Below are 15955 nucleotides of genomic sequence, written 5' to 3'. Positions count from 1 at the left end.
TCCCCGTACCGTGCGCCTCCACCGCGTCCACCTCGGCGGCCGACAGCCCCGCACTGGCCAGGGCCTCACGGATCACCCGCTGCTGCGACGGACCGTTCGGAGCCGTCAGGCCATTGCTCGCACCGTCCTGGTTGACCGCCGATCCGCGCACCACGGCGAGGACCTGGTGGCCGTTGCGCCGCGCATCCGACTGCCGTTCCACGAGCAGCATGCCCGCACCCTCGGCCCAGCCGGTGCCGTCCGCGCCGTCCGCGAAGGACTTACAACGGCCATCCGCCGCGAGACCGCGCTGACGGCTGAAGTCGATGAACGTCTCCGGCGTGGCCATCACCGCCACACCACCGGCCAGTGCCATGTCGCACTCGCCGTTACGCAGCGCCTGGATCGCCCAGTGCAGCGCCACCAGCGAGGACGAGCAAGCCGTGTCGACCGTGACCGCAGGGCCCTCCAAGCCGAAGGTGTAGGCGATACGACCGGAGGCGATGCTGCCGGCGTTGCCGGTGCCGAGGTAGCCCTCGACACCCTCGGGCAGTTCGTCTCCCGCGCCCGCACCGTCTCCGATGCCGATGCCGCTCACGTAGTCGTGGTACATCACGCCGGCGAAGACGCCCGTACGGCTGCCCCGCAGCGACGCCGGGTCGATCCCGGCCCGCTCGAAGGCCTCCCACGAGGTCTCCAGCAGCAACCGCTGCTGCGGGTCCATGGCGAGGGCCTCGCGGGGCGAGATCCCGAAGAACGCCGGGTCGAACTCCGCCGCGTCGTGCAGGAAACCGCCCTCACGGGTGTACGACGTACCCGCGTGGTCCGGGTCCGGGTGGTACAGCGCCTCACCGTTCCAGCCACGGTCGGTCGGGAAGGCCGTGATGCCGTCCCCACCCGACGCCACCAGCTGCCACAGGTCCTCCGGCGTCCGCACGCCACCCGGGAACCGGCAGCCCATGCCCACGATCACGATCGGGTCGTCCGCGACGCCCGCTGCGGCCCGTACCGGCGTCCGCCGACCGTGCTCAGCCCGGTCAACGGAACCGCCGTTCACGGCGAGCTCGGCCAGCAGGTGACGGGCAAGGGCGACCGGCGTCGGGTAGTCGAAGATCAGTGTCGGCGGCAGACGCAGACCGGTCTCGGCCTTCAGTACGTTGCGCAGCTCCACCGCCGTCAGCGAGTCGAAGCCCAGGTCCCGGAAGGCCCGTTCGGCGTCCACCGCCCCCGCACCCGCGTGGCCCAGGACCGCCGCGACCCGGCCGCAGACCAGCTCCAGCAGCACCCCTTCGTGCTCGGCCACCGGCAGCGCCAGCAACCGCGCGACCAGCGGCGACCTACCCTCCCCAGCGCCGCCCCGACGCTCGACCGTCCGGCGCGCCGGAACCCGTACCAGTGCCCGCAGCAGCGCCGGCACCGAACCGGCCGACACCGCCTGCGCCCGCAGCACCGCGACATCGAGGTGCATCGGCAGCAGTACCGCCGCGTCCTCCACCGCCATCGCCGCATCGAAGAGCGCCAGGCCCTCCTCGGCCGCCAGCGCGCCGACCCCGTCCCGGGCGATGCGCCGCAGGTCGGCCTCGTTGAGCTGTGCCGCCATACCGCTGCCACCGCCCTGCGGGGCCCACAGCCCCCAGGCCAGTGCGGTCGCCGGCAGGCCCTCGGCCCGCCGCTGCTCCGCCAGACCCTCCAGGAAGGCATTCGCGGCGGCGTAGTTCGCCTGCCCCGCCGCCCCGAACGCGGCAGCCGCACCCGAGAACAGGACAAAGGCATCCAGATCCAGGTCCCGGGTCAATTCGTGCAGGTTCCAGCCCGAGTCCACCTTCGGACGCAGTACGGCGGCGACCCGCTCCGGGGTCAACGACTCCAGCACCCCGTCGTCCAGCACACCCGCGGTGTGGACCACAGCGGTCAACGGATACTCGGCCGGCACGCCATCCAGCAGCGCGGCGAGCGCCTCCCGGTCCGCCGTGTCACAGGCGACCAGGTCGACGTGCGCACCCATCCCAGCGAGCTCCGCGACGAGCTCATCCGCACCCTCGGCCGCCGGACCCCGACGGCTCGTCAACAGCAGCCGCTCGACCCCGTACGCGGAAACCAGATGGCGGGCGAAAAGCCGCCCCAGACTGCCCGTGGCGCCAGTGACGAGCACCGTGCCGGAGGACCCGATCCGCACCCCGTCCACACGCTCCGACGACGGCACCCGCACCAGACGCGGCGCACTGATCACACCACCACGAATGGCCAGCTCCGGCTCACCGGAAGCCAACGCCGCCGCGACCACGGCCGCAGACGCGGAGGACACCTCGTCCACGTCCAGCATGACCAGCTGACCCGGGTTCTCGGACTGCGCGGACCGCAGTAGGCCGCGCACCGCGCTGCCCGCCAGATCCGCCACACCCGCACCGGCCCCGACGGCCACCGCACCCGAGGTCAGCCACACCAGACACGTACCGGCGAACCGCTCGTCCGCCAGCCACTCGCGCACCGTCTCCAACGCCGCGTTCACGGCGCCATGGACAGCGCCCACGACACCGTCGACCGGCAGCCCGGCGGACGGAGCGACGAACACCGCGTCCGGAGTCGGCTCGCCCGCCGCCAGCGCTGCGCCCAACGCCTCCGCGTCGGCGTACTCGATGACCAGCGCGCCCGTCGCGCCCAGTCCGAGCTCGTCCCGGCCCAGCACCGCCCACCGAAGCTCCCTGAGGGCGACCTCCTGGGGGGCCACAGCCGCCCACTCCACGCGGAACAGCGACTCCACGTGACCGGCACCGGCCGCGTTGACCTGCTCCGCCGAGGCCGGACGCAGCGTCAGCGACTCCACCGCCGCCACCGGCCGCCCCGACTCATCCGCCACCAGCAACGCCAGCACATGCGGATCACCCGCACCCGTCGGCGTCAACCGCATCCGCAGAGCAGCAGCACCCACCGCGTACAGCGAGACACCAGCCCAGGAGAAGGGCAGCAGCGCACCCGAAGCGGCCTGCCCGGACGGGTCGCCATAACCGATCGCGTGGAGCCCCGCGTCGAGCAGGGCGGGGTGCAGCCCGAACCGGGCCGCTTCCCGACGCCCGTCCTCCGCCAGCGCCACCTCCGTGAACAGCTCGTCTCCGCGCCGCCAGGCGGCCGTCAGCCCCTGGAACAGGGGACCGTAGGAAACTCCGCCTTCGGCCAGCTCCGCGTAGAGACCGCTGATGTCGACCGGGACGGCGTCCACCGGCGGCCACACCGCCAGCTCACCGAACTCCTGCGAAGCCTCCGAGCGGCCACCGGCCGCCAGCACACCCGTCCCGTGACGCGTCCAAGGCTCCTCGCCCGCCGCGTCCTGACGACGCGAGTACACGGCGAAGGGACGCCCGCCGCCCACCGCCGGCGCCTCGACCACCAACTGGAGCTGTACGCCCCCACGCTCGGGCAGCACCAACGGCGCCTCCAGCGTCAGCTCCTCCACCACATCGCAACCGACCTGGTCACCGGCTCGCACCGCCAGCTCCACGAAGGCCGTACCCGGCAGCAGCACACCGCCATGGATCACGTGATCGGCGAGCCAGGAATGCGTGTCGAGCGACAGCCGGCCGGCCAGGATCGCGCCTTCGGAGTCGGCGAGGGCCACGGTCGCGCCCAGCAGCGGGTGACCGGCGTCGCCGAGGCCGATCGACTCCAGATCACCGCCGGCGAAGGCCGCCGCAGCGGGCCAGAAGCGCTGCCGCTGGAACGCGTACGTCGGCAGGTCCACCCGCCGCGCACCCGTACCCGCGAAGAACGCCGACCAGTCGACGTCCACACCCTGTACGTGCGCCTGCGCGAGGGCGGTGACCAGCGCCTCTGCCTCAGCCCGGTCCTTGCGCAGCACGGGCACGAAGACGGCGTCCTCGCTCACGCACTCCTGCGCCAGCGCCGACAGCACACCGTCCGGCCCGAGCTCGACGTACGTCGTCACGCCCGCGGCCTCCAGGACGCGGATGCCGTCCAGGAACCGCACGGCCTCGCGGACGTGCCGCACCCAGAACTCCGCCGAACCCATCTCGTCGGAGACGACCGAACCGGTCAGGTTCGATACCACCGGGATCTGCGGAGCAGCGAACGTGACGCCCTCCACCACCTGGCGGAAGTCCTCCAGCATGCCGTCCATGTGCGGCGAGTGGAACGCATGCGAAACAGTCAGCCGCTTGCTCTTACGACCGGAGAACGCCTCCACGATCGCGACCGCAGCATCCTCGTCACCGGCGATGACCACGGACGTCGGCCCGTTGACAGCCGCGATGCTCACGCGCTCCGTCAGCAGCGGCAGAACCTCATCCTCCGAGGCCTGCACGGCGATCATCACGCCACCACCCGGCAGCGCCTGCATCAACCGCCCACGAGCCGCCACCAGCGAGCACGCATCATCCAGCGACAGCACACCCGCCACATGCGCGGCGGCAATCTCACCGACCGAATGCCCGGCCACGAAGTCGGGCGTGACGCCCCACGACTCCACCAGCCGGAACAGCGCCACCTCCACCGCGAACAACGCCGGCTGCGTGTACTCCGTACGGTCCAGCAGCTCCGCATCAGCGCCGAACAGCACGTCCCGCAGCGGCACTTCGAGATCAACCCGCGCGCACACCGCGTCGAGCGCGTCCGCGAACACCGGGAAGGCCTCGTACAGCTCACGCCCCATCCCGAGCCGCTGGCTGCCCTGACCGGTGAACAGGAAGGCGGTGCGGCCGTCACCGGCCGCGCCCGTCGCGGTCCGAGGCGTGGGCTCACCAGCGGCGAGGCGCGTCAGCGCGTCCCGCAGGTCCTCACCGTCATCCCCGGCGCCCACGAGGACGATGCCCGCCCGGTGGTCGAGGTGTGCGCGGCTCGTGGCGAGGGAGTAGGCCACGTCGAGCGCGCCCTGGCGGCCCGCTCCGTCGGCCGCGTCCAGGTACGCGGTCAGGGTCGCCGCCTGGGCCCGGACGGCCTCCTTGGTCTTGCCGGAGAGCAGATACGGAAGGACACCGGCCGGGCGTACGGCCGACGGCGCGGCGACGCTCTCGGACGGTTCGGCGGCGTCCGGTGCCTGCTCGATGATGGTGTGCGCGTTGGTACCGCTGATGCCGAACGAGGAGACACCGGCGCGGCGCGGACGGCCGGTCTCCGGCCACTCGACGGCCTCGGTCAGCAGGCTGACCTCGCCCGCCGCCCAGTCCACGTGCGGCGTCGGCGCGTCCACGTGCAGGGTCTTCGGCAGCACCCCGTGCCGCATGGCCAGCACCATCTTGATCACACCCGCCACACCGGCAGCGGCCTGCGTGTGCCCGATGTTCGACTTGATCGAACCGAGCAGCAGGGCACGGCCCTGCGACCGCTCCTGCCCGTACGTCGCCAGCAGCGCCTGCGCCTCGATCGGGTCGCCCAGCCGGGTCCCCGTACCGTGCGCCTCGACCACGTCCACATCGGCCGCCGACAGACCGGCACTGGCCAGCGCCGCACGGATCACCCGCTGCTGTGAGGGCCCGTTCGGCGCGGTCAGGCCGTTGCTGGCACCGTCCTGGTTGATCGCCGACCCGCGCACCACGGCCAGTACCGGGTGCCCGTGACGCCGCGCGTCCGACAGCCGCTCCACCAGCAGCATGCCGACGCCCTCACCCCAGCCCGTACCATCCGCACCGGCCGCGAAGGCCTTGATCCGGCCGTCCTCCGCCAGACCGCGCTGACGGCTGAAGTCGATGAAGTTCTCGGGCGTCGACATGACGGTGACACCGCCGGCCAGCGCCATGTCGCACTCGCCCTGCCGCAGCGCCTGGACCGCCCAGTGCAGGGCGACGAGCGACGACGAGCAGGCGGTGTCGATGGTGACGGCCGGGCCTTCGAGCCCGAGGGCGTAGGAGACGCGGCCGGACATGACGCTGCCCGCGTTGCCCGTGCCGACGTGCCCTTCCAGGCCGTCCTGTGCGTGGGCGACCAGGGAGAGGTAGTCCTGGCCATTGGTGCCGATGAAGACACCGGCCTGGCTGCCGCGCAGCATTCCGGCGTCGATGCCGGCGCGCTCGAACGCCTCCCACGCGGTCTCCAGCAGCAGGCGCTGCTGCGGGTCCATGGCGAGGGCCTCGCGCGGCGAGATCCCGAAGAAGTCGGCGTCGAACTCGGCCGCGTCGGCGAGGAATCCGCCCTCGCGGGTGTACGAGGTGCCCGCCCGGTCCGGGTCGGGACTGTAGAGCCGGTTCAGGTTCCAGCCGCGGTCGGCCGGGAACTCCGCCACCGCGTCCGTGCCCTCGGAAAGGAGGCGCCACAGGTCTTCCGGAGTACGGACCCCGCCCGGGAAACGGCAGCTCATCGCCACGATCGCGATCGGGTCCCCGTCGACCGCCGACGCGACGGGCAGCAGCGCGCCCGAGACGGGGACGCTGCCCACGAGCTCGGTGCGGAGGTACTCGGCCAGGGCGGCGGAGGTGGGGTAGTCGTACACGAGGGTGACGGGGAGCCGCAGCTCCGTCGCCGCGCCGAGGCGGTTGCGCAGCTCGACGGCGGTGAGGGAGTCGAAGCCCAGCTCCTTGAAGGCACGCTCCGCGCCGACCGCTTCGGCGCCGCCGTGACCGAGGACGGCCGCGACGTGCGTGCGGACCAGGGTCAGCAGCTCCCGCTCCTGCTCGGTGGGCGCGAGGACGGCGAGGCGGCCGGACAGGGTGAGCGAGCTGCCGGCGTGCGCGCCCGCCTGCCCGTGTCGTCCCCCGGACACGGCCATGGACTGCGTGGCGGCACGGTTCTCGCGTACTTCGTCCAGCTCGCCGAAGAGTTCGCTGGGGCGCACGGCGGTGTGGTGGGCGAGGTAGCGGTCCCATTCGACGTCGGCCACCGTGACGGCGACGTCCTGGGCTCCGACGGCCTGCCGGAGGGCACGGATGGCGTGCTGTACGTCCATGGGCGGTACGCCGTCGCGGCGCATCCGTGCCTCAAGGGCCTCGTCGGCGGCCATGCCGCCCTCGGCCCACGGACCCCAGGCGACCGACGTCGCGACCAGCCCGGCGGCACGCCGCTGCTCGGCCAGGGCATCCAGGTAGGCGTTCGCGGCAGCGTAGTTGCCCTGACCGGCCGCACCGATCGTGCCGCTCATGGAGGAGAACAGCACAAAGGCCGACAGCTCGATACCGAGCTCGACGGTCAACTCGTGCAGGTTCAGCGCGGACGTCGCCTTGGCCCGCAGCACGCTCTCGAACCGCTCGGCGGTCAACGCGTCCAGCACACCGTCATCCAGCACACCAGCGGTGTGCACCACAGCGGTCAGCGTGTCGGCCTCAGCGGCCAACAGCGTACGCAGAGCACCCCGGTCGGCGGCGTCACACGCCACCACCGACACCTCAACACCCAGCCCGCCAAGCTCCGCCACCAACTCAGCGGCACCCGGCGCGTCCGCACCACGGCGGCTGGTCAGCACCAGCCGCTCAGCACCCGCACCGGCCAGCCAACGCGCCACCCGACCACCGAGAGCACCCGTACCACCAGTGACGAGCACCGTCCCGGACGGCACCCACGCACCCGAACCACCCGTAGCAGCCGCACGAACCAACCGACGCCCGAACACGCCCGAGGACCGGACCGCGACCTGGTCCTCGCCGGCAAGACCACCCGCCAGCACCCCGGCCAGGCGGTCCATCACCCGCTCGTCCCACACCTCGGGCAGATCGACCAGACCACCCCACCGCTCCGGCAGCTCCAGAGCAGCGACCCGGCCCAGACCCCACACCTGCGCCTGAACAGCAGACACCAGGAGATCCGAACGCCCCACACTCACCGCACCCCGGGTCAGACACCACAACGGCGCCTCCACCCCGGCCTCACCCAACTCCCGCACCAGCTCAGCCGTGGGCACCACACCCGCGGCCTCATCCAGCGCCAGCAGCGAGACCACACCGGCCACCGGATCCGTCTCGGCCGACACGGCACGCACCGCACCGCCCCCGACCCGACGGACCTCGGCACCCCGACCGGCCAGCGCGTCCACCACGGCCGCCGCCAGGGCGTCGTCCTCGCACGCGTCCGGCACGACGACCACCCATGTGCCACGCGGCACCACGGACGACACGGCCGCCGCCGTGAGCGGCTTCCACGACACCCGGTAGCGCCAGCCGTCGACCCGCGCCTGCTCCTGGTTCTGCCGGCGCCATGCCGACAGGGCGGGGACGAAGTCGCTGAAGCTCGCTTCGTCGTCCACCTCCAGCTCGGTCAGCAGGGACGCCAGATCGCCCCGCTCCACCGCGTCCCAGAACCGCGCGTCCACGGCGTCCCCGGACACGGCGGGGGCAGCGGTTCCGCCCGCCAGGGCCGGCTCCGGCCAGAAGCGCTGGCGCTGGAAGGCGTACGTCGGCAGTTCCACCGGCCCGGCACCCGTACCGGCGAGGAAGGCGGACCAGTCCACCCGCGCACCCCGTACGAACGCCCGGGCCACGGCGCCGACCACGGACTCCGCTTCCGCGCGCCCCGCGCGCAGAAGCGGAACGATCGCGGTGTCCGCGTCACCGGTCAGGCACTCCTGCGCCAGTGCCGACAGCACTCCGTCCGGCCCGAGTTCGACGAACGTCGTCACACCGGCCGCCTCCAGCGCCCGGACACCGTCCAGGAAGCGGACGGCTTCCCGGACGTGCCGCACCCAGAACTCGGCCGAGGCCATCTCGTCGGAGACGACCGAACCGGTCAGGTTCGACACCACCGGAATACGCGGTGCCTCGAAGGTGAGCCCCTCCACCACCTGGCGGAAGTCGTCCAGCATCCCGTCCATGTGCGGCGAGTGGAACGCATGCGAGACCGTCAGCCGCTTGCTCTTACGCCCGGAGAACGCCTCCAGCACGGCGACCGCAGCATCCTCGTCACCGGCGATGACCACCGACGACGGCCCATTGACCGCGGCAATGCTCACCCGGTCCGTCAGCAGCGGAAGAACCTCGTCCTCCGAGGCCTGCACGGCGATCATCACGCCACCACCCGGCAGCGCCTGCATCAGCCGACCACGCGCCGCCACCAGCACGCACGCGTCATCCAGCGACAGCACACCCGCCACGTGCGCGGCGGCAATCTCACCGATCGAATGCCCGGACACGAAGTCCGGCCGCACACCCCAGCTCTCCACGAGCCGGAACAGCGCCACCTCCACCGCGAACAACGCCGGCTGCGTGTACTCGGTCCGGTCCAGCAGATCGCCGTCCGTACCGAACAGCACGTCCAGCAGCGGAAGTTCGAGGTCGAACCGCGCGCACACCGCGTCCAGCGCGTCCGCGAACACCGGGAAGGCCTCGTACAGCTCACGCCCCATCCCGAGCCGCTGGCTGCCCTGACCCGTGAAGAGGAATGCCAGCCCACCACCCGAGACCTCGCCCCGCACCAGCCCGGGTACGTCCTCACCGGCGGCGATGGCGCGCAAGGCCGCCGTCAGTGCCTCGCGGCTCTCGGAGCCCGCGACCAGGACGGCTCGCGTCTCGAACTTCGACCGCTGGGCGGCGAGCGAGTACGCGGTGTCCGCGAGGACGGCCTGCGGGTTCCCGCTCAGCCAGGAAGCCAGCCGGCTCGCCTGGGCGCGCAGCCCGGCGGGGTTCTTGCCGGTGACGACGAAGGGCAGGGCCGGTACGGTGCCACGGATCGGGGCGTCGGGCGCCGCGGCCTCGTCCGCCTCCGCCAGGGGGGCCTGCTCGATGATCGTGTGGGCGTTGGTGCCGCTCAGACCGAACGAGGAGACACCGGCCCGGCGCGGACGGCCGGTCTCCGGCCAGTCCACCGCCTCGGTCAGCAGCTCGACGTCACCAGCCGTCCAGTCGACGTGCGGGGTCGGCTCATCGACATGCAGGGTCTGCGGAAGCACCCCGTGCCGCATCGCCATCACCATCTTGATCACACCCGCCACACCGGCAGCGGCCTGCGTGTGCCCGATGTTCGACTTCACGGAACCAAGTAGCAGCGGCCGCCCCTCCGGACGCTCCTGCCCGTACGTGGCCAGGAGCGCCTGCGCCTCGATCGGGTCACCCAGCCGGGTCCCCGTACCATGCGCCTCCACCGCATCCACATCAGCGGCCGACAGACCCGCCCCGGCCAGCGCCGCACGGATCACCCGCTGCTGGGAGGGCCCGTTCGGCGCGGTCAGGCCGTTGCTGGCACCGTCCTGGTTGATCGCCGACCCGCGCACCACGGCCAGTACCGGGTGGCCGTTGCGCCGCGCGTCCGACAGCCGCTCCACCAGCAGCATGCCGACGCCCTCGCCCCAGCCCGTACCGTCCGCACCGGCCGCGAACGCCTTGATCCGGCCGTCCTCCGCCAGACCGCGCTGACGGCTGAAGTCGACGAAGGCATCAGGGGTGGACATCACGGTCACACCACCGGCGAGCGCCATGGTGCACTCGCCCTGCCGCAGCGCCTGCACGGCCAGGTGCAGGGCGACGAGGGAGGAGGAACAGGCCGTGTCGACGGTGATGGCCGGGCCTTCGAGCCCGAACACGTAGGAGAGGCGGCCGGAGACCACGCTCGCCGCGTTGCCCGTGCCGACGTGGCCTTCGAGGCCGTCGGCCTCGCCGGCGACGAGGGAGAGGTAGTCCTGGCCGTTCGTGCCGACGAAGACACCGGCCCGGCTGCCCTTCAGCCCGGCGGGGTCGATGCCGGCCCGCTCGAAGGCCTCCCAGGACGTCTCCAGCAGCAGGCGCTGCTGCGGGTCCATGGCGAGGGCCTCGCGGGGCGAGATCCCGAAGAAGTCGGCGTCGAAGTCCGCGACGTCGTAAAGGAATCCGCCCTCGCGCGTGTGGGACGTGCCCGGCCGGTCGGGGTCGGCGTCGTACAGCCGCTCCAGGTCCCAGCCGCGGTCGGCCGGGAACCCGGCGACGGCGTCGGTGCCCTGGGCCAGGAGGTGCCAGAGCTCTTCCGGAGTGCGGACTCCGCCCGGGAAACGGCAGCTCATCGCCACGATCGCGATGGGGTCGCCGTCGGTCGCCACCGCCGTCGGCAGTGCGGCGTCCGCCTCCGGCGCGCTGCCCGCCAGCTCGCCGCGCAGGTACCCGGCGAGGGCGGTCGAGGTCGGGTAGTCGTACACCAGGGTGGTCGGGAGCTTCAGCCCGGTGGCCGCGCCCAGGCGGTTGCGCAGGTCGACGGCGGTGAGGGAGTCGAAGCCCAGTTCCTTGAAGGCACGCTCCGCGCCCACCGCGTCGGAGCCCTCGTGTCCGAGGACGGCGGCGACCTGCGTACGGACCAGGGCGAGCAGCTCGCGCTCCTGCTCGGCCCGCGGCAGCCCGGCCAGCTTCGCGAACGCCGCTCCGGCGACCTCGGCGCCAGTCACCACGGTGCCGTGACCAGTACGCGCGGCCTCGCCCGCCGACGCGGTGGTGACGAAGTCGTGGACGAGGGGGTGGGGCCGGACGGCCGCCAGGACGGCCGCGTACCGGTCCCAGGCGATGTCCGCGACGGTCAGGGCGGTCTCGCCCGCACCCACGGCCTGCGCCAGCGCGGCGATCGCCGCGTCGGGAGCCATCGGCGGCACGCCCTCACGCCGCATGCGCGCGTCCATCGCCTCGTCGGCGGCCATACCGCCCTCGGCCCACGGACCCCAGGCGATCGACGTCGCGGCCAGCCCGGCAGCACGCCGCTGCTCGGCCAGGGCGTCCAGGTAGGCGTTCGCGGCAGCGTAGTTGCCCTGACCGGCCGCACCGATCGTGCCGCTCATCGAGGAGAACAGCACGAAGGCGGCAAGCTCGATACCGAGCTCGACGGTCAGCTCGTGCAGGTTCAGAGCGGACGTGGCCTTGGCCCGCAGCACGCTCTCGAACCGCTCGGGCGTCAGCGCGTCGAGCACACCGTCGTCCAGGATCCCAGCGGTGTGCACCACAGCGGTCAGGCCGTCGGCTTCACCCGCGAGCAGCGTACTCAGCGCATCGCGATCGGCGGCGTCACACGCCACCACCGACACCTCCACACCCAGCCCGGACAGCTCCTCCACCAGCTCAGCAGCACCCGGCGCATCCGCACCCCGACGGCTGGTCAGCACCAGCCGCTCAGCACCCGCACCGGCCAGCCAACGAGCCACCCGACCGCCCAGGGCACCAGTACCACCGGTGACGAGCACCGTCCCGGACGGCACCCACGCACCCGAACCACCAGCAGCCGCGCGAACCAGCCGACGCCCGAAGACCCCCGACGACCGCACCGCGACCTGGTCCTCACCAGCAAGACCACCCGCCAGCACGGCGACCAGCCGGCCCATCGCCCGCTCGTCCCACACCTCGGGCAGATCGACCAGACCACCCCACCGCTCCGGCAGCTCCAGAGCGGCAACCCGACCCAGACCCCACACCTGCGCCTGAACAGCAGACACCAGGAGATCCGAACGCCCCACACTCACCGCACCCCGGGTCAGACACCACAGCGGCGCCTCCACCCCGGCCACACCCAACTCCCGCACCAGCTCAGCGGTGGGAACCACCCCCGCCACCTCATCCAGCGCCAGCAGCGACACCACACCCGCGACCGCAGCCGTATCGGCATCAGCCAGCGCGGCACGCACCGCACCACCCTCCACCACCACCCGGCGGACCTCAGCCCCCCGCCCGGCCAGCGCACCCACCACAGCAGCGTCATCCACACCACCGGCCGGCACCACAACCAACCAAGCACCCGACAACCGCGCACCAGCCGCCGAATCCACCAGCGGCTTCCACGCGTCCCGGTAGCGCCAGCCGTCCACCTCGGACTGGGTCCGTACCCGGCGGCGCCACGCCGACAGGGCCGGAACGACCTCGCTGAGCGGCTGCTCGCCGTCCGCGTCCAGTTCGAGGGCGACGGCGAGCGCGGCCACGTCCTGGTGCTCGACCGCGTCCCAGAACTGGGCGTCGGCCGGGTCGCTCCCGTGCGCCGGGGTGTGGGCCGGCTCGGCCGCCGCCGTGCGGGCGTTCATCCAGTACCGCTGCCGCTGGAAGGCGTACGTCGGCAGTTCCACGCTCCGGGCGCCCGTATCGGCGTAGCAGGCGGCCCAGTCCACGGCCGTGCCCCGGACGAACATGCGGGCGACGGCGTCGAGCAGGGTGGCCGGTTCGGCGCGGCCGGCGCGCAGGGCGGCGGCGAACACGGGGTGGGCGGGGTCCTGCGGGTCGGTGATCAGGCAGTCCTGGGCGAGGGCGGTGAGGACCGGGTCGGGGCCGAGTTCCAGGAAGGAGTCGGCGCCTCGGGCCCGGAGGGTGCGGACGCCGTCGAGGAAGCGGACGGCTTCGCGGACGTGGCGGACCCAGTGCTCGGGGTCGGCCAGTTCGGCGGCCGTGGCCGTGGTGCCGGTGAGGAGGGAGACGACGGGCAGGGTGGGCGTGCCGTAGTCGAGGACCTGGGCCACCCGGCGGAACTCGTCCAGCATGGCGTCCATGTGCGGCGAGTGGAACGCGTGGCTCACGGTCAGTCGCTTGGTCTTGCGGCCGAGCGCCGCGAAGGCGTCGGCGACCGCCTGGGCGGCGTCCTCGTCGCCCGCGACGACGACCGACTGGGGGCCGTTGACGGCGGCGATGCTCACGCCGTCGGTGAGCAGCGGCAGGACCTCGTCCTCCGAGGCCTGCACGGCGATCATCGCGCCACCCGCGGGCAGCGCCTGCATCAGCCGGCCGCGGGCAGCGACCAGTGCGCAGGCGTCTTCCAGCGACAGGACGCCCGCCACGTGCGCGGCGGCGATCTCTCCGATCGAGTGTCCGGCCACGAAGTCGGGGGTGACGCCCCACGACTCGACCAGCCGGTAGAGGGCCACCTCGACCGCGAAGAGGGCGGGCTGGGTGTAGCCGGTCTGGTGCAGGAGGGCCGCTTCGGGCGTGTCCTCTTCGGCGAACAGGACGTCGAGGAGCGGGAGTTCGAGCTGTTCGTTCAGGTACCAGCAGGCGTCGTCGAGGGCGTCCGCGAAGACCGGGTAGGTCTCGTAGAGTTCGCGGCCCATGTCCAGGCGCTGGCTGCCCTGGCCGGTGAAGAGGATGGCGGTGCGTCCCGCGGCGGGTGCGCCGTGGACGACGGCGGGGGTGTCGGTGGCGTCCGCGAGGGCGTGCAGGCCGCGCTGGAGGGCGGGGCGGTCCTCGCCGAGGACGACGGCCCGGTGTTCGAAGCGGGCGCGGGTGGCGGCGAGCGAGTGGCCGATGTCGAGGGGGTCCGCGTCGGGGTGGGTGTCGAGCCAGTCGCCGAGGCGCCGGGCGGCCGCGCGCAGGGCTTCGGGGGTCTTGGCGGACAGCGTCCAGGGGAGCGGACCGGCCGCCGCCTGCCCGGCGGGCTGGTCGTCGTCCCCTCGCGCTGCTTCCGCTTCTTCGCGGTCCTCGGCCGGCGGCTCTTCGATGATGGCGTGGGCGTTGGTGCCGCTCATGCCGAACGAGGAGACGCCCGCCCGGCGCGGAGCGTCGGTCGCGGGCCATGCGAGGGGTTCGGTCAGCAGGGAGACGGCTCCGGACGCCCAGTCGACGTGCGGGGTCGGCGCGTCGACGTGGAGGGTCTTGGGCAGCACGCCGTGGTGCATCGCCATGACCATCTTGATGATCCCGGCGACGCCGGCGGCGGCCTGGGTGTGGCCGATGTTGGACTTGAGGGAGCCGAGGCGCAGCGGCCGGTCTCCGGGGCGGTCCTGCCCGTACGTGGCCAGGAGCGCCTGGGCTTCGATGGGGTCGCCGAGGGTGGTGCCGGTGCCGTGGGCCTCGACGGCGTCGATGTCGGCGGGGGTCAGGCCGGCGTTGGCGAGGGCCTGGCGGATGACGCGCTGCTGGGCGGGTCCGCTGGGGGCGGTGAGGCCGTTGCTGGCGCCGTCCTGGTTGATGGCGGTGCCGCGGACGACGGCGAGGACGCGGTGGCCGTGGGCGCGCGCGTCGGAGAGGCGTTCGACGAGGAGCATGCCGGCGCCTTCGCCCCAGGCCGTGCCGTCGGCGGCGGCCGCGAAGGGCTTGCAGCGGCCGTCGGGGGCGAGGCCGCGCTGGCGGCTGAAGGAGACGAACGAGCCGGGGCTCGCCATGACGGCGACGCCGCCCGCGAGGGCGAGGGAGCATTCGCCGGTGCGCAGGGCCTGGACGGCGAGGTGCAGGGCGGCGAGGGAGGAGGAGCAGGCGGTGTCGACGGTGACGGTGGGGCCTTCGAAACCGAAGGTGTAGGCGATGCGGCCGGAGGCGACGCTCGCGGCGTTGCCGGTGACGAGGTAGCCCTCGAAGCCGTCGGCGGCGTCTTCGAGCCGGGGCCCGTACTCCTGGGTTTCGGCGCCCACGAAGACGCCGACCTGGCCGCCGCGGAGTGCGGCGGGGTCGACGCCGGCCCGGTCGAACGCCTCCCAGGAGGTTTCCAGCAGCAGGCGCTGCTGGGGGTCCATGGCGAGGGCTTCGCGCGGGGAGATTCCGAAGAACGCGGCGTCGAATTGGTCGGCGTCGTGCAGGAATCCACCTTCACGCGCATAGCTGGTGCCGGACCGGTCGGGGTCCGGGTCGTAGAGGGAGTCGAGGTTCCAGCCGCGTCCGGTGGGGAATTCCGAAATGGCGTCGGTGCCGGTGGCGACGAGGTTCCAGAGCGCTTCGGGGGAATGGACGTCGCCGGGGAAGCGGCAGCCGATTCCGACGATGGCGATCGGTTCGTCACTGCTGATGGCGGCGGTGACGGGGGCCTCGGCGGGGGTGGTCAGGCCCAGGAGCAGGGCGTGGATGCGGCGGGCGAGGGCGGCGGGGGTGGGGTGGTCGAAGGCGAGGGTGACGGGCAGCCGCAGGCCGGTGCCGGCCACGAGGCGGGCGTGCAGGTCAACGGCGGCGAGGGAGTCGAAACCGAGGTCGAGGAAGGAGCGGTGGGGGTCGAGGACCGTGGGTGCGTTGTCGCGCAGGGCGGCGAGGACGAGGTCTCCGACCCGGTCGAGCAGGAGGGCGTGCTGTTCTCCCTCGGTCAGCCCGGAGAGGTGCGCGCGCCACCGTTCCGGGCTGTCGCCGCCGCTGACGTCCAGGGTTTCGCCGGCCTCGGGGGCGCCGTCGATTTCGGCTGCGAAATCCTGGGACTCGTTCAACAT

At 72.9% G+C, this 15955-nt stretch carries 1 protein-coding gene (only partly in view); it reads right to left on the bottom strand.

Features of this window, described 5'->3' with window-relative positions:
- A protein-coding gene (locus ACZ6ZT_RS22590; protein WP_469721567.1) for a type I polyketide synthase crosses the window boundary here: on the bottom strand, window positions 1–15955 show its 5' end (the start). Its footprint begins 18347 nt before the window's first position; only the first 15955 of its 34302 coding nucleotides appear in the window; the start codon lies at window positions 15953–15955; the stop codon falls past the left edge of the window.

The organism is Streptomyces sp. NPDC102258 (assembly GCF_055584685.1).
The sequence above is the reverse complement of the archived record's forward strand: the minus strand, read 5'-3'. Positions and strand labels throughout refer to the sequence as shown.